The following is a 16588-nucleotide window of genomic DNA, read 5'->3' on the forward strand; positions in this document are numbered from 1 at the left end:
GGAGGGATTATGCAGGGCATTCGGACATTCATCCTTGGTACCACCGCTTTGTGCGTGCTGGCAGGAACGGCGAACGCACAGGCGGTTGAACAGCAGCCGGTTCAGACGAAGACCGATCAGGCGCAGGCCGTGACGGTTCCGGCAACGCCCGCGCCTGCCGATGCTCCCGCGACCGATCAGTCGGGCGGGAGCGACATTGTCGTGGTGGGCACGCAAATTCGCGGCAGTCAGGTCACCGAAGCGCTTCCCGTTACCGTCGTCAACGATCAGGATATCGCAGCGACCGGGGCGGTATCGGGCGACGAACTGCTGCGATCGATTCCGCAAATGGGCGCGGTCGATTTCAACTCCTCCAACGGTCCGCAGACGAGCAATACGGCGCGCGGCGACGTAAACTCGATCGACTTGCGCAATCTGGGGCCGGGCAACACGCTCGTTCTCATCAACGGGCGCCGTGTCGTCATGCACCCGGTCAGTCAGGCGGGTATCGGCAATGTGCCGGTTCTGACCTATAACGCCAATGCCCTGCCGGTGGCCGCGATCAAGCGTCTGGAAGTGCTGCGCGATGGCGCTGCGGCAATTTACGGTGCGGATGCCGTGGCCGGTGTGGTCAATGTCGTCCTGAAGGACGATTTTCAGGGTCTGGATCTGAACGCACGCTATGGTCTGGCCGAAGGCACGAACCTGCACCAGTTCAATACCAGCATGCTGGCCGGGACCAATTTCGGCGGCGGCCGCGGCAATATCACGCTGATGGCCGAATATACGCACCGGACCGCCGAACTGGCACAGGATGAGCCGTATACCGCGAGCAACGACCTGCGGCCTCTTTTTGCGGACGTGCCCGGCTATTCGGACAGCACGGCACCGGACAACCGCTCAAGCTATACGTCTTTCGCCAATTTCTCCGTGGTCGGCGGCACGGGCGTCCGGCAGAACGGCAGCACGATTACGTCGGGAGCAGGCTCCTTCCATATCCAGCCGGCGACGGTCGACGGGTGTACCAGCCCTTTACCGAACGGTATGTGCATCGCCAAGGGGTCGCTGTCCTATGGCCGCAACCGTGAGCTTCGGTTCGACAACGCTGTGGGAACCACCGTCAAACCGTCCGTCGACCGCATCAATCTGTATGCGACGGGCCATTATGATTTCACTGATCACCTGACAGGTTTTGTCGAGGCGGGATATTATCGGGCGGTAACCCACGCCATTCAGCCGCCGGTGATCGCGTTGAACGATATCACGGTTCCGGCTTCCAACTACTGGAACCCGTTCGGTGCCACGACCTTGCCCGACGGTTCGCCCAATCCCAACCGCCTTCCGGGTCTTACCAATGTGCCTGCATCGGGACTGCCGGTGACGCTGACGCGCTATCGTTTCCTCGATACCGGGCCGCAATATGTCGATGTGACAGGGCACCAGATGCGGTTCGTCGGCGGTCTGCGCGGCAATCTCGGTAATTTCGACTGGGAAACCGCGATGACCTATTCGGAAGCGAAAACGGTCGATATTTCCGACAATATCAACAGTACCCTGTTGCAGCAGCAACTCGCGCTCGCGACGCCGGATGCCTATGATCCGTTTAACGGCGGTGGATGTGACGGCAATTTCAGCGTCGGGGACTGTACGCCCAGTTCGGCCGCTTCGGTCGCGCCGTTCCTGTTCAAGATGCGGCGCGAGGACCGGACATCTCTGACCACTGCGGATGCGAAGCTTTCCAACTCGCAACTGTTTTTCCTGCCGGGAGGGGCGGTCGGCCTCGCCGTGGGGCTGGGATTCCGTCACGAAACGCAGTCGGACAATCGCGACCCCAATCTGGACGGCACGAACACCTTCACCGACTCCGTGACCGGTGAGACGAACGAAAGCAACGTGATTGCGGTCAGCCCGACGCCGGACACATTTGGTTCGCGCAACGTGATTTCGGCCTATGGCGAATTTGCAGTGCCGGTGATTTCGCCCGATATGCGCGTCCCGCTGGTGCGCAAGGTCGAGCTTCAGCTTGCCGGGAGGTTCGAGCATTACAGCGACTTCGGGTCGATCTTCGTGCCGAAGGTGGCGGGAGCATGGGATGTGATCGACGGCATCCGCCTGCGCGGATCCTGGTCGAAGGGATTCAAGGCGCCCAATCTCGAACAGCTTCATGCCGCCGAATATGGGCGGCTGGCCACCAACAACGACTATATCCGCTGCGAAGCGGATCTGCGCGCGGGGCGGATCGTGAATTTCAACGATTGTTCGGAACCGGTCGGTTATTCGATCCGGGTCGCGGGCAATCCCGACCTGCAGCCCGAACGCAGCACCGACACCTCTTTCGGTATCGTATTGCAGCCGCGGTTCATCCCCTCTCGCCTGGGTCGCCTGACAATTACGGCGGACTATTGGCAGATCAAACAAAGGGGTATCGTCGGACAGTTCGGCGGCAGCAATGCGCTGGTTCAGGATTATCTGTCGCGCCTGCAGGGTACCAGCAACGCAAATGTCGTTCGGGCGGCGCCGACTTCCGACGATGTCGCATTTTTCGCAGGCACCGGCATTACTCCCGTGGGTCAGGTGCTCAGCGTCAACGACCAGTTCGTGAACCTGTTGCCGCAAACGGTGCGCGGCATCGACCTCAACCTGATCTACGCGCTTCACGATACGCCGGTCGGCAACTTCGACCTGAAAGTGAATGTAGCGCATCTGATGAAGTTCGAGCGGGATAACGGGCCTGCGGTCGATGCGCTGTATGCCGCGCGCGATGCGGGGGTCATCGATCCGGCCACGCCGCTGACCAATTCGGAAAACCTGCTTGCCCGTGGCAGCCGCCCGAAATGGGCCGCGTCGGGTACGCTGACCTGGAGCCTGGGTCCGGTACAGGTTGGCGCTTTCGGTAAATATACCGGCGTCATCTATGACAACAGCTTCCTGTCCGATGACGGCGTGCCGTATCGGGTAGGATCGCAGTTCACCGCAAATCTGTACGTTCAGTACACCGTGAAAAATGCGACTCCGATTTCCGGCATGAAATTCCGGGTCGGTGCGCGCAACATCACCAATCAGCAGCCGCTGATTTCGCAGGGCGGATATTATGGCGCGCTGTATCAGCCCTATGGCCGCTATGTGTACGCCTCGGTCGGCCTGTCGTTGTAAGGAGAAGCGTTGAATGACTGCTTTCGGTACCCGTTTCGCCGTTACCGCCGTTGCAACGGCGATGCTGGCGGTCGCTCCCGTCAGTGCGCAGAACACGAAGGCTGCTGCCGGAGACCACCCGCAAACGGTGCTCTTTATCGGCAACAGCTTCACCTATGGCGCGCATTCGCCGGTGTGGAAATATCGCTGGTACACGGTCAACGACCTCAACGGCGGGGATGTCGGCGGCGTACCCGCGCTGTTCAAGCTGTTCACGCAGGAGGCGGGGTTGAACTATGCTGTCAGTCTGGAAACGTCGGGCGGTAAATCGCTGCAATGGCACTGGGACCACAAGCGGCAGCTTGTCGATCGGCCATGGGACCATGTGGTGCTTCAGGAATACAGCACGCTCGACAAGCAAAAGCCCGGCGACCCTGCCAGCCTCGTCACCTATTCCGGCAAGTTCGCGCAGATGTTCAAGGCGAAGAATTCCCATGTCGACGTCAGTCTGACCGCCACCTGGTCGCGTCCCGATCAGACCTATCTGAAAACCGGCGCATGGTACGGAAAGCCGATCACGCAGATGGCACTCGATCTGCGACACGGCTATGACATGGCGGCGGATGCGTCGTCCGATATCGACCGCGTCAATCCGGTGGGGCAGGTATTCAGTTGCGCGATCGCGGCAGGGGTGGGGAACCCCGATCCCTATAACGGCATCGCTTATGGCAAGGTCGATCTGTGGGCCTATGACCATTATCATGCCAGCCGCTTCGGCTATTATCTGGAGGCGCTGACGGTGTTTATCGATATTACCGGGCAGGACCCCCGTCAGTTCGGCAGTCAGGAGCAGGCGGCGCGCGAACTGGGCATATCACCCGATGATGCGGTGCGATTGCAGGACGTCGCATGGGCCCGGACGCACGGGCAGGATTGCGCAACACTGTTCAAGCCGGCGTAGCAGATCGACCCTGTCGCATGAGGGGGAGGTTTCCTGGACCCTCCCGACGCGCGGTTACACGTACATCGCTGACCGGTACATAGGGCTGTGACAGACAGCTGCGCAGGACCGTGAAGAAACTTCCATTCTTCCCATTCTCAAGCGGCGGGTTGGACTGCGGGCGAACAACATCATAGCCTATCGCCCCTGTCTGGGTAGCGTGAACAAAGGGTAGCCAGAGCAATGCTGAGGCGAGGCTGACGAAGACGAGGTAGGAGCTTTTGCTTTTGTCGTAACGGGTGGCGACTCGCCGCCAGTTTTTGAGTATGTTGAACAGTCGCTCGATCTGGTTGCGCAGATGGTATTTCCGCCGATCGTGCAGGGCCAGCGTGCGTCGCCCCTTCTTCGCCGGGATCAAGGCCTGGGTTCCAGCGATGGCGATCTCGGCGCGGATGGCGTCGGCTCAGAAAGCAGCCGTGAATTAATCCAGAACCACCCAGTCAAGCTTTGTCCACAAAATCTGATTTGGACTTCGATTTGAAGTTTACGCCTGCATTCCAATGATTTTGTTATAATTTCGGGATTATATCAGACGATCCCAGGGCTTTCTGCGTCCCAAATTTGTCAGATTACATTCATGTCCGACTTGTAATGGTGCCAGGTGAAGATCGCTGCTGCGCCGCGATGGGGGCGCCAGGGTTCGGCGAGCGCACGCACCTGTTTCTCGCCGGGGCGTTCGGCATGGCCGAGAAGGCGGCCGACCTCGATTTGTACGGCCAGGTCGCCTGCGGGCCAGATGTCGGGCCGCCCTTCCGCGAACAGCAGATAGATTTCCGCCGACCAGCGCCCGATCCCCTTGACGCTGACGAGTTGCGCAATCGCTTCCTCATCTTCCTTTGGAAGGTTGGCGAGGTCGAGCCTGCCGCTGGTCACTTCTTCGGCAAGACTGCGGGCATAGCCCAGCTTCTGTCGCGACAGTCCGGCTCCGCGCAAAGCTTCTTCGCTGGTGCCAAGCAGGCGCTCCGGATCTCCGGCATCGCCGCCGACTGCGGTTTCGAGGCGTGTCCATACTGCATTTGCCGCATGGAAACTCACCTGCTGCCCCACAATGGTGCGCAGCAATGCGGCATAGCCACGATCACGGATGCGGGGTTCGGGATAGCCGACCCGGCCAAGCGCTTCGGCAAAAGCAGGTTCAATTTCGCCAAGCGCGTCTAGCGCGGTGCGGAGCTGTTCGGCAGTCAGGCCCATCACGTTGAGTCCTTGTGTTCGGGGCCGATCATCGGCATGTCGGCGCAGATTGTTTCAGGAGGAATGTATGCCCAAGCTTATCGTCACCACCCGCGAGGGAGAAGTCCGCGAGTTGGAGGGCGAGAAAGGCCTGACGGTCATGGAAGTCATCCGGGATAACGGCGTCGACGAGTTGCTGGCATTATGCGGCGGCTGTTGTTCTTGCGCGACCTGTCATGTCCATGTCGACCCGGAATTTGCGGCCAAACTCCCGAAAATGAGTGAAGATGAGGATGATCTGCTCGACAGTTCGTCCGACCGTAACGAAACATCGCGCCTGTCGTGCCAGATTCCCTTTACCGACGATCTGGACGGGTTGCGGGTGACGATTGCTGAAGAAGACTAAATAGCATCGCCGTTCGCCGTCAGTAGGCGAAGGGCGCCAGCAACCGGACGGTCTGACCGGTCAGGGCAGCGAATCGAGCTTGAGTATCGCCATCGGGGCGTCCTTGGTCAGGGGTGTTGCTTTCCAGCGCATAACCTGTTCGCCGCCTTCTTCCTGCGCACCGGTTTCGGTGTTCTGGCTGAGTATCTGGGCATTGGTGGTCAGAGTGAAGGTGCCGTCCATGGGCGCATGCTTGCCCTTGGTTTTGCCCATGCGACCCATCCGTTTTTCCGTACCCTGATCGGCGAAGGCGGGTGCCTTTACCCGGACCTGATCCTTACCGCGCAACTCGATGGCGATGAAGGGGAACAGGATTTCGGCGTCGATGTTGAACGGATAGATGAAATTATGTGTCAGGCGGCTGGTGATCGCATAATTGATCAGGAACAGACCGGCGCCCTTATACTCGACCGAACGATAACCTGTTTCCTTGCGCAGCGCAGCCGCGACCGCTTCCATTTTCGCGGTGTCGTCCTGCGCGGAGTTGCCAGTGTCATCATCCTTCTTGCCTGCTTCCGCCATACCCTTGGCGAATTCTTTGCCCAGATCGAGCACCGTCACTTCCCCCTGATAGGTGTAGGTGAAGCTGCGGTCGGCATTGATGTTCAGCGTTGAAACGAATTTGCCCGGCGTGACGAAACAACTCGCCAGCAATAGCGGTGCGATCAGTGCGAACGCCACCCGTGTCCAGTGAAACGCCACCCGTGTCCAGTGATAGGCCATGTCATCCCCCGATCAGCCCCGTTCAGTGCCGCACGGCCACCGCATACAGCGCGATTGCGGCGGCGTTCGACACGTTCAGGCTTTCGACCTTAGGCCCGATCGGCAGCTTGGCAAGATCGTCGCAATGCGCTTCGGTATTAGCACGCATGCCTTCGCCCTCCGCGCCCAGAACGAGCGCGACCTTGCCTTCGCCGATGGATTCGGCAAGCGTGCGTGACGCATGGCCGGTAAGGCCGATCCGCCAGAAACCGGCTTCCGCAATTTCATCCATCGCACGGGCCAGATTGACCACGCGTACCCAGGGCACCGTTTCCAGTGCCCCCGATGCCGCGCGCGCCACCGTGCCCGATTCGGGCGGTGCGTGGCGGTCCTGCGTGACGATGCCCAGCGCATCGAAAGCAGCGGCAGAGCGCAGGATCGCACCGACATTGTGCGGGTCCGTCACCTGATCGAGGATCAGCAGCGGTTGTTGCGTTGCTTCGCCCTGTTCAAGCAGATCGCCCAGCCACACATCTTCCAGCGGATCGACCTCGGCCACCAGTCCCTGATGCGGTGCGTCCGACGGAACCAGCCTGGCAAGATCGCTAGGCTCGGCAAAGGTGATCGGCAGCACCGGCGGCAGGTCGAGCGCCGAAAGTGCCGCGCGCGTGCCCCATATCTTGCGCACGGTACGTTCGGGATTGGCGAGCGCCGCCAGTACGGCGTGACGCCCCCAGAACCTCGGGCGACCGGCGGGCGCATGGGACGGGCGATGACCACGCCGCGCCATTAAAACGCCTCCAGGGAACGGCGGGTCGGGAAAGTGCAAAGCGGCATGGCAGGCTCATAAAAACAGGATCGGAACATATTCACCGCCTAGATGGAGGAATTTCTGCATGCAAGTCGGGTTCAGGCGTTGACATGCGCGGCGTCACCCGGCAAGGGTCCGCCCTCGCTGTTTGGCGGCCCATTGGACAGGTGGCCGAGTGGTTAAAGGCAGCAGACTGTAAATCTGCCCGCGTAAGCGTACGCTGGTTCGAATCCAGCCCTGTCCACCACCCTCTTTCGACAGAGCGGTTTTCCCGAAATTTTCTGTCCTTCCCTGTAAGGGGAGAGCGCGCGCAGTGTCGGCGGAATGTCAGCCGTTGAGAGGAATTGCGGGGCGTAGGGCGCAATATCCCTCCGTCAGGCTTTGGCCTGCGACTTCTTTTTACGAGGAAAGGCTGATGGCCGGGTCAGGCTTGTAATGCGGCCTGTTCGGCGTCGGTGAAAACGCGGCCACGAGTGAGGAAGCGCACCTCTCGTCCATTGTCGAGGCTGAACATACCGCCGCGTCCGGGGACGACATCGAGAATGAGTTGCGTATGCGCCCAGGCCTTGCCCTGCGCTTCGCCGATATAGAGGGGGGCGCCGCCCACGGTGCCGAGCAGGATGTCGCGTTCGCTGATGCGGAAATCGTTTGCCGGGTAGCACATGGGGGAGGAGCCGTCGCAGCATCCCCCGGATTGATGAAACAGGATCGGCCCATATTCTGCCGCCAGCTCAGCGATCAGCTTCAGCGCCGCCGGGGTTGCCGTCACCCGTTCGATCGGGTCTGATGTCTGTGCCATCGTCTGCCTCCTATGCGGGAAGTATAGCACGGCGCTTCACGATGCCCGAACCCGGCCCTTCCAATGCTGAGGAGGGCCGGGCAGGGGTAATGCGTCAGCTTGCCATGTCGAGGACGATGCGCCCTTCGATCTGGCCCTTGTGCATCTTGTCGAACACGGTGTTGATGTCCTCGATCTTTGCGGTTTCGACCGTAGCCTTCACCTTGCCGTCGCCGGCGAAGTCGAGGCTTTCCTGAAGGTCGAGCCGGGTACCGACGATCGAACCGCGCACGGTGATACCGTTCAGCACCATGCCGAAGATGTCGAGCGGGAAATTGCCCGGCGGCAGGCCGTTGAGCGCGACGGTGCCACCGCGCGCGACGGTGCCGACAGCCTGCTCGAATGCCTTGGGGCTGACGGCGGTAACGAGTACGCCCTGCACACCGCCGCCGGTTTCCTTCTTGATGACGGTCGCGGGGTCTTCGTTCTTTGCATTGACGGTGATTTTCGCACCCAGCCTGCGGGCAAGATCGAGCTTTTCATCGTCGATGTCGATCGCGGCGACGTTCATGCCCATCGCCACTGCATATTGCACCGCCATATGACCAAGGCCGCCGATGCCGCTGATCGCGACCGTATCGCCGGGCTTGGTATCGGTCATCTTCAGCCCCTTATAGACCGTAACGCCCGCGCACAGCACCGGGGCAATCTCGGTAAAGCTGATATTGTCCGGCAGATGACCGACATAATTGGGATCGGCGATGACATAATCGGCAAAGCCGCCATTGACCGAATAGCCGGTATTTTCCTGACTTTCGCACAGCGTTTCCCAGCCGCCCAGACAATGCACGCAATGGCCGCATGCGGTGTAGAGCCATGGCACGCCGACCCGGTCACCTTCCCTGATATGCGTCACGCCCTTGCCGACGGCGGAAACGAAGCCGACGCCTTCATGGCCAGGAATGAAGGGCGGGTTGGGCTTAACCGGCCAGTCGCCTTCTGCAGCGTGCAAATCGGTGTGACAGACGCCGGACGCCTGTATCGCGACCTGAATCTGGCCCGGTCCGACTTCTGGAACGGGGACTTCGTCGATGGTAAGCGGCTTGCCGAATTCGCGCACGACGGCGGCTTTCATGGTTTTGGCCATGATGTAATCTCCTTACAAAAGGGAGGGGAAGAAAAATGGCGCCCCGCCGCCGGGACGGAGCGCCAGCAGGAGGATCAGAAGAAGCCGAGTTTCCTGGGGCTGTAGCTGACCAGCATATTCTTGGTCTGCTGATAGTGATCGAGCATCATCTTGTGCGTCTCGCGCCCGATGCCCGATTGTTTATAGCCCCCGAAGGCGGCATGGGCGGGATAGGCATGATAGCAGTTGGTCCAGACCCGACCTGCCTTGATTGCACGGCCGAAGCGATAACAGGTATTCGCTTCCCGGCTCCACACACCGGCACCCAGACCGTAAAGCGTGTCGTTGGCGATCTCCAGCGCCTCGTCCTCGTCCTTGAAGGTCGTGACCGACAGGACGGGGCCGAAAATTTCTTCCTGGAAAATCCGCATCTTGTTATGCCCGCGAAATACCGTCGGCTGGACATAATAGCCGTCGGACAACTCGCTGCCGAGATCGGCCGCGCCGCCGCCGATCAGCAGTTCGGCGCCTTCCTGCTTGCCGATATCGATATAGCTCAGGATCTTCTCACGCTGTTCGGAGGAGGCCTGCGCGCCGATCATGGTTTCGGGGTCGAGCGGGCTGCCCTGCTTGATCGCGGCGACGCGTTGCAGCGCACGTTCCATGAAGCGGTCATAGATCGATTCGTGCACCAGCGCGCGGCTGGGACAGGTGCAGACCTCGCCCTGATTGAGCGCGAACATGACGAAGCCCTCGATCGCCTTGTCGAAATAATCGTCGTCGGCGCGCATCACATCTTCAAAGAAGATGTTGGGCGATTTGCCGCCCAGTTCCAGCGTGACGGGGATCAGATTCTCGCTGGCATATTGCATTATCAGGCGCCCGGTCGTCGTCTCCCCGGTAAAGGCGATCTTGGCGATGCGTGGCGACTGCGCCAGCGGCTTGCCCGCTTCCAGCCCGAAACCGTTGACGATGTTGAGCACGCCTGCGGGCAACAGGTCGCCGATCAGCTCGGCCCAGACCATGATGGACGCGGGGGTCTGTTCGGCGGGTTTCAGCACCACGCAATTGCCCGCCGCCAGTGCCGGCGCCAGCTTCCATGCCGCCATCAGGATCGGGAAGTTCCACGGAATGATCTGCCCGACCACACCCAGCGGTTCGTGAAAATGATAGGCGACGGTATCATGGTCGATCTCGCCCACCGATCCTTCCTGCGCGCGGATGCACGAGGCGAAGTAACGGAAATGGTCGATGGCAAGCGGAATGTCGGCGGCCATCGTCTCGCGGATCGGCTTGCCGTTATCCCAGGTTTCGGCGGTCGCGAGCTTTTCGAGATTATCCTCCATCCGGTCGGCGATACGGTTGAGGATGCGCGCGCGGTCGGCGGGTGCGGTGCGGGCCCATGCGTCCTTCGCGGCATGGGCGGCGTCGAGCGCGGCCTCTATATCCGCGGCGTCGGAGCGCGCGATCTGCCCGACCGGCTTGCCGGTGACGGGTGAGATATTATCGAAATAGCGGCCCGATTTGGGGGCGGCCCACTGGCCACCGATAAAATTGTCATAGCGTTCGGCGAACGGCGCTTTCAGCGTGCTGCGTTCTTCCACGAGCATATCCATGCCTAACTCCTCTCCATAGGTGCAATCGACTCAGGCGCCGTAATCCGGCGTCGTGAGAAGGAGTGTCCCGCAAGTGCCGTGTGCGCGAAAGAGGCGGGGAGCTGTGGAGTGCGGCACCTGTCTCATGATTGAGACAGGTCGGGCTGGTTTCAGGGACGCAGGCCGACGCGATCCATACGGCGATAGAGCGTTGCGCGCCCGATACCCAGTAATCGGGCGGCTTCGCTGGCATTGCCCCCGGCACGCGCCAGCGCCTGACGCAGGATCGTGCGGTCGCGATCCTCGAAACTGGGTGGCTTGTCCGCGCCCATGATCTGATCGACGGGGCAGGGGCGGTCGAGCACCGCATCATCGAGACCGAGACGAAGGCGCGCCCCGCGGCTGGCACCGATTACCAGATCGTCGGTATCAACGGCGAGCAGGGCCGTGCCGGTGGGCGTGTCGTCGGCAAGGAAGATAATCCGGGCATCGGCGAAATGGCGGCAGAAATAATCGCGTTCGATCCGCCGCGCGGCATCGCGCACCAGTGCCGCGATCATATCGGCCATGGCCGGGCTATGGTCGTCGCGGCAGCTTGAGACATCCAGCGCTGCGACAAGCCGGCCATGCGGGTCATGGACAGGCGCATCCATGCAGCTCATGCCGGTATTGCGGCTGGCGAAATGCTGGTCGCGATGGATGACCACCGGCTTGCCCTCGAACAGGCAGGTTCCGATGCCGTTGGTCCCTTCGGCATCCTCGCCCCAGCGTCCGCCTTCGGCCAGTCCGACGGCGGTAAAACCGGCTTCGTCGCCATCCGATATACGCCGTTCGAGGATTACGCCGCGCGCATCGCTGAGGATCACACCGCAACCCGACCGGCCTACCGAGTGAAAGGTCTGGTCAAGTACCGGCGCGGCTACGGCCAGCAGGGCCGTATGCGTTTCGCGTAACGCAGCCAGCGTGGCGCTGTCGACGCGTTCGGGCTTGCCGTTTCCTGACGGATCGAGCTTGTGGTGCAGGGCCGAACGGCACCAGGATGCGGCGACATGGGAGGTCGCAGCGCTACTGGCGGACTGTACCGTGTCGAGCACGATATCTTCGTGTCTGGGGTCGGTTCGGTTCATCCTCAACTCCGGCATACAGCATGTGCCGAAGTTCGGAGTTCGTCAAATCCGTTGGATTTGTGCCGACCTCAATGCTGTGCGAACAGCAACCACGGCTTGGGGCCGCCGGTCGGGTGCGGCGTACCGTTCAGCCGGTCGACACGCAGGATTTTGATCGGCTTCAGGATCATCTGCCCCTTCATCACCCCGCGCCCGCCACCGCTGGGCAGGCCGAGAATCTTCTTCACGACATCCATGCCCGCAATGACATGGCCAAAGGCGGCAAAGCCCCGGAAATGCCCCTTGGCATCCAGGCCGGGATTGGCGCCGACCATGATCGAGAAATTGCCCGATGCGGAATTGGGATCAGCCCCGTGCGCCATGGAGATGGTGCCGTTGAGATGATGGATGCCGGTCTTGTCGGTCGGCTCCAGCGGCACGGAAGGCAGGATGCGTCGGGCGTCGGTGCCGATTCCGCCCTGAACGAAACCATGTTTCGGATCGCCCTTGCGGCGTGCGGTGCGATAGAAACGGGTGCCCACAAAACGCCCGTCATCGACATAGTCCATGAAGTTATGAACGGTTTTCGGTGCGCGCTTGCGATCCAGTGCGACGGTGATCGGTCCCAGCGTGGTAACGATCCGTACCTTGATGATGTCGGGTTCCGCAGGGTGCTGCGGGCGGGCCTGCGCGGCGGTGAGGGCAAGGGGTGCCAGCAGGATGGCCAGCATCGACAACAGGAAGATACGCATGGCCATCGTCTATCCGCGCATCGCGGGTACAGCGCAAGAGGGGAAAGAAGACGCCCCGGCACGCATCATGCCGGGGCGTTTGTCATAGTGCTTACTCAGCGACGGGCGCGGTGCCGTCGATGGTGAAGGCGGCACTTGCGGTGGGCGCGTCTGTGCCCGGCTGACCGCCGCCGACCGACAGCGTATAGGCGCCGCCGGCGACCACGCGCTTGCCCGCTTCGGTGACGCTCGACAGATCACGCGGGGTGAGGTCGAAATGCACCTTGCGGCTTTCGCCGGGGTTCAGATGGACGCGGGTGAAACCGCGCAGCGCCCGGATCGGCGCACCCGGCACTTTCGGGAAGCTGATATAGAGCTGGACGATCTCGTCACCCGCCCGTTTGCCCGTGTTACGCACCACCGCATCGACGCCGAGCGGTTTGCCCGCCTGAAGCGTGGAGGCGGAAAGTACCGGCTTGTCATAGGCGAACTGCGTGTAGCTTAGCCCGTATCCGAAGGGATAGAGCGGCTTGCCGGTGAAATAGCGATAGGTGCGGTTCTTCATCGAATAATCGTCGAACGGCGGCAGTTGCGCGACACTGGTGTAGAAAGTGACCGGCAGGCGACCCGACGGATTGTTCACGCCCGACAGTGTCTGGCCGATCGCGGTGCCGCCCTGTTCGCCCGGATACCAGGCGTCGAGGATTGCATCGGCGTTCTTCGCGGCCCAGTTCACCGCCAGCGCGGAGCCGTTCATCAGCACCAGTGCAAGCGGCTTGCCCGTCGCTTTGACCGCCTTGAGCAGATCTTCTTCCTGCGCAGGCATTTTCAGGTTGGTGCGGTCGCCGCCCGAAAATCCGGGAACGTCGACATTCATCTCTTCCCCTTCCAGCGCAGAACTGATCCCGGCGACGGCAATCACCATATCCGCCTTGCGCGCAGCCGCGACTGCGCGTTGTAGCGGCTGTTCGACGACGCGGTTCCATGCGAGCCGGATCACCGGCGTCTTCCCCGTCACCTGTTCGACGCGGATCGAATAGCGTTTGCCCGCATCCATATGAACGGACGCGGTTTTCGGCGTTTTGACGGAATCGGTGACCGCGACAACCTGTTTGCCGTCGATCCACAGCTTTGCGTTGCCGCCGCTCAGGCCGATGTCATAGTCTCCGGTAGCGGGCGCGGTGATGAAGCCGGTCCAGCGGGCGGAGCCTGTCTCCCCCTTGATGACGGGCTTCATGTCGCGGTTGAATTTGACTTCCTTGTCCTGGCGGGTGACGACGGGCGCGCCCTTGAAATCGCCATTGTCCCAATATTCTCCTTGCAGGCCGGGCTGACCGTCGGGACCGCTCAGCGCACTGGCCGGAACCGGTACCGTGGTACGCAGGAAGTTGGTGCCGGGTTCATAGATGATCTTCGCATTGGGGAAGGCGGCGCGAATGCCGTCCAGCGCCGTCACCGGATGCACCGGCTCGCCATTATAGTTGCCGAGCAGCACATCGACCTGATCGGCAAGCGGACCGACCACGGCAATCGTCTTCACCTGATTGGAGATCGGCAGGATGCCGTTATTCTTCAGCAGCACCATCGATTCACTGGCGAGCTTGCGCGCCAGCGCGACATGCGCGGGCGAGTTCAACGCACTGTCCGAAACCTGCGCATAGGGTACTTTCGACGCCGGGTCGAACAGGCCCAGCCGGATGCGCGCCTCGAACAGGCGGACCAGTGCCGCATCGACGACCTGCTGGCTGACCAGCCCCTGTTTCATCGCATCGAGATAGGGCTGGTAATCCTCGCCCTCGTTCTTGGGATGGTTGAACTGCGTGCAATCGACATCGACACCCAGTTTCAGCGAGGCAGCCGCTGCCTCCGCCAGCGTCTTGGTATAGTGGTGGCCGCGCTGGATATCCGCGATCGCGTCGCAGTCGGACACGACATAGCCGTTAAAGCCCCAGCGCTGTTTCAATACGTCATGCAACAGGAAATCGTTGGCACAGGCGGGTTGCCCGTTGACGGCATTATATGCGCACATCAGCGACTGAACCTTGCCGGTCTTCACCAGCGCGCGGAAGGCGGGAAGGTAGGTATCCTCAATATCGTGCTGGCTGACCTTCACGTTGACTTCGTGCCGGGTCGCTTCCGGGCCGCTGTGCACGGCATAGTGTTTGGCGGTGGCGATGGTGTGGAAATAATCGGGATTATCACCCTGCATTCCGGTCACGAAGGCCACGCCCATCTGACCGGTCAGGAACGGATCCTCACCATAGGTTTCCTGACCCCGGCCCCAGCGAGGATCGCGAAAGATGTTGATGTTGGGCGACCAGAAATCGAGGCCCTGATAAATTTTATGCTCACCGCCAGCCTTTTCGACCTGGTTGAACTTGACGCGCGCCTCGGTCGCGATGGCACCACCCATCTGCTTGATGCTCGCAGGGTCGAAAGTAGCGGCAAGGCCGATAGGCTCCGGAAAGACAGTGGCATAGCCGTTACGCGCGACGCCGTGCAGTGCCTCGCTCCACCAGTTATAGGCAGGGATGCCGAGCCGCGGGATGGCGCGCGCATCGTTGACAAGCTGCGATGCCTTTTCTTCGGGCGTCAGGCGACGGACGATATCTTCCGCGCGCTGTTGCACCGATAGCGCGGTGTTGCGGAATGCCGGAACATTGGCGGCGGGTTTCCTGTCCTGCTTGCCAGTGCAGCCCGCCATCAGAACCGATGCCAGTATCGTACTTGCAATCAATGCTCTACGCATTCCTCAACTCCCTGGATTTGGTGATTGTCTGGTATTGGTTTCAGGTGATGGCGGGCACATCGACGACGGCTGCGGGATCGACCGCGCGGCGATAGCCCCAGTCGGTGGCGATGGTCGCACCGTCCTTCGCCACCGATTCGAGCATGGCGTGCATCAGCCGCATGTCCTGCATCCCTTCTTCGCCGGGCGACACCATCGGCGCGGTGCCGCGCACGACATCGCCCATCCAGTCCATTTCACGGGCGAACTGGTCGATTTCGGTAATGTGCGGGGTCGTCAGGTTGCCACCGATCAGTGACAGTTTGTTGCCATTGTAAAAGCAGCCGGGATCAGCAACCAGTCGCGTGGTCTCTCCCACCACCTGATAGGCCATGGTGCCGGGTTGCGAAAAACTGGTCGATCCTTCGCCGATCGCGCCGGAAGGAAAGCGCATCTGCCAGTTGATCAGATCCTCGACCGTTTTGAAGCGCGGATCGTCATGGTCGGTCCGTGCCCAGGCACGTACCTCCACCGGCTCTTCGTTGAGCAGGTAACGCGCCGCGTTGATGCCGTAGATGCCCATATCGGCCAGCGCGCCGCCGCCCGACTTCGCCATGTCGAGCCGCCATGCGTCGGAGGGAATTTGCAGGCTCGTCTGCCTCCCCATATCGGTATGGACGATCCGGGGACGCCCCAGAGCCTGTTCGCGCATCAGGCGCATCGCAGTGAGATTCAGCGGTTCATACTGACAGCGATAGGCGATCATCAGGTGACGCTTGGCTGTTTTGGCGGCAGCAATCATCTGTTCGCATTCATGCACCGTTACCGCCATTGGCTTTTCACACAGCACATGCTTGCCGGCTTTCAGCGCCCGGATGGTATATTCGGCATGCATGAAATTGGGCAGGACGATATAGACGATCTGTACCGAGGGATCGTCGGCGAGACGGTCATAATTGTCGTAATTGTAAATCTGCCTGTGCGGCAGGCCGTATTGATCGGCGTAGCGTTGCGCCTTTTCGGGATGACCGCTGACCAATGCGGCAAGATGTACGCCCTTTGTGCGGGTCAGGCCGGGCAGCAACTGTCCTTCGGTCAGCAGACCGATACCGACCAGCGCGATGCCGAGCGAATCGGACCGCTTTTTCACGGGCTGCTGCAACGGTGCCGCGCGCACCATGGCGCCAGCGGCAAGCGCAGCCCCGGTCCCAATACCGAGTACCGTGCGACGTGAGAAATCTCCGGACATCCCTGCCTCCCAATATTGCGTGGCCACGTCGCAATG

The 16588-nt window shown here is 61.1% G+C and carries 13 protein-coding genes and 1 tRNA gene; 4 read left to right on the plus strand and 10 right to left on the minus strand.

Translation table 11 applies throughout. The features are described 5' to 3' along the window. Positions 1-9 precede the first annotated feature (9 nt). On the plus strand, positions 10-3132 hold the full coding sequence (locus tag FHR23_RS07270) for a TonB-dependent receptor domain-containing protein (RefSeq protein ID WP_184002423.1): 3123 nt from the start codon (positions 10-12) through the stop codon (positions 3130-3132). Positions 3133-3145: 13 nt separating this feature from the next. Then, a complete protein-coding gene (locus FHR23_RS07275) occupies positions 3146-4072 on the plus strand; it encodes a PEP-CTERM sorting domain-containing protein (protein ID WP_184002425.1) in 927 nt (308 codons plus the stop codon). Positions 4073-4675: 603 nt separating this feature from the next. On the opposite strand, the gene FHR23_RS07285 is transcribed toward FHR23_RS07275, so the two are convergent. Further along, the gene (locus FHR23_RS07285) at positions 4676-5302 is read right to left on the minus strand and encodes a DNA-3-methyladenine glycosylase family protein (protein ID WP_184003209.1); all 627 of its coding nucleotides are present in this window, start codon (positions 5300-5302) and stop codon (positions 4676-4678) included. 67 nt (positions 5303-5369) lie between these two features. Here FHR23_RS07285 and FHR23_RS07290 point away from each other — a divergent pair, with 67 nt between their 5' ends. Beyond that, entirely contained in the window at positions 5370-5687 is a 318-nt protein-coding gene (locus FHR23_RS07290; protein ID WP_184002429.1) for a 2Fe-2S iron-sulfur cluster-binding protein, read from the plus strand. A gap of 60 nt (positions 5688-5747) precedes the next feature. On the opposite strand, the gene FHR23_RS07295 is transcribed toward FHR23_RS07290, so the two are convergent. Then, complete coding sequence (locus tag FHR23_RS07295) at positions 5748-6449, minus strand: hypothetical protein (protein WP_184002431.1); 702 nt, start codon at positions 6447-6449, stop codon at positions 5748-5750. Positions 6450-6471: 22 nt separating this feature from the next. Then, positions 6472-7218, minus strand: coding sequence for a 23S rRNA (guanosine(2251)-2'-O)-methyltransferase RlmB (gene rlmB, locus FHR23_RS07300; protein ID WP_184002433.1), 747 nt, complete (start codon positions 7216-7218; stop codon positions 6472-6474). A gap of 182 nt (positions 7219-7400) precedes the next feature. Between rlmB and FHR23_RS07305 the strand changes: the two genes are divergently transcribed. Beyond that, a tRNA-Tyr gene (locus FHR23_RS07305) sits at positions 7401-7486 on the plus strand. Between the two features lie 177 nt (positions 7487-7663). Here the strand turns inward: FHR23_RS07305 and FHR23_RS07310 are convergent. The 7 genes from FHR23_RS07310 to FHR23_RS07340 form a co-directional block, all read right to left on the minus strand. Beyond that, positions 7664-8038 carry a DUF779 domain-containing protein gene (locus FHR23_RS07310; protein WP_184002435.1) on the minus strand — a complete coding sequence of 125 codons (375 nt, stop codon included), beginning with the start codon at positions 8036-8038 and terminating at the stop codon, positions 7664-7666. 94 nt (positions 8039-8132) lie between these two features. Continuing rightward, positions 8133-9164: an alcohol dehydrogenase AdhP gene (gene adhP, locus FHR23_RS07315; protein WP_184002437.1), complete on the minus strand. Its 1032-nt coding sequence runs from the start codon at positions 9162-9164 to the stop codon at positions 8133-8135. A gap of 74 nt (positions 9165-9238) precedes the next feature. Then, positions 9239-10759 carry an aldehyde dehydrogenase gene (gene adh / locus FHR23_RS07320; protein WP_184002439.1) on the minus strand — a complete coding sequence of 507 codons (1521 nt, stop codon included), beginning with the start codon at positions 10757-10759 and terminating at the stop codon, positions 9239-9241. A gap of 149 nt (positions 10760-10908) precedes the next feature. After that, a complete protein-coding gene (locus tag FHR23_RS07325) occupies positions 10909-11865 on the minus strand; it encodes a GAF domain-containing protein (RefSeq protein ID WP_221227425.1) in 957 nt (318 codons plus the stop codon). Between the two features lie 68 nt (positions 11866-11933). Further along, positions 11934-12596, minus strand: a complete 663-nt coding sequence (locus tag FHR23_RS07330) for a peptidylprolyl isomerase (RefSeq protein ID WP_184003210.1) — start codon at positions 12594-12596, stop codon at positions 11934-11936. 91 nt (positions 12597-12687) lie between these two features. Beyond that, positions 12688-15324: a glycoside hydrolase family 3 C-terminal domain-containing protein gene (locus FHR23_RS07335; protein ID WP_184002443.1), complete on the minus strand. Its 2637-nt coding sequence runs from the start codon at positions 15322-15324 to the stop codon at positions 12688-12690. 40 nt (positions 15325-15364) lie between these two features. Further along, on the minus strand, positions 15365-16552 hold the full coding sequence (locus tag FHR23_RS07340) for a Gfo/Idh/MocA family protein (protein ID WP_184002445.1): 1188 nt from the start codon (positions 16550-16552) through the stop codon (positions 15365-15367). Positions 16553-16588 lie beyond the last annotated feature (36 nt).

Source organism: Stakelama sediminis (assembly GCF_014199335.1).
GTDB lineage: Bacteria > Pseudomonadota > Alphaproteobacteria > Sphingomonadales > Sphingomonadaceae > Sphingomonas > Sphingomonas sediminis.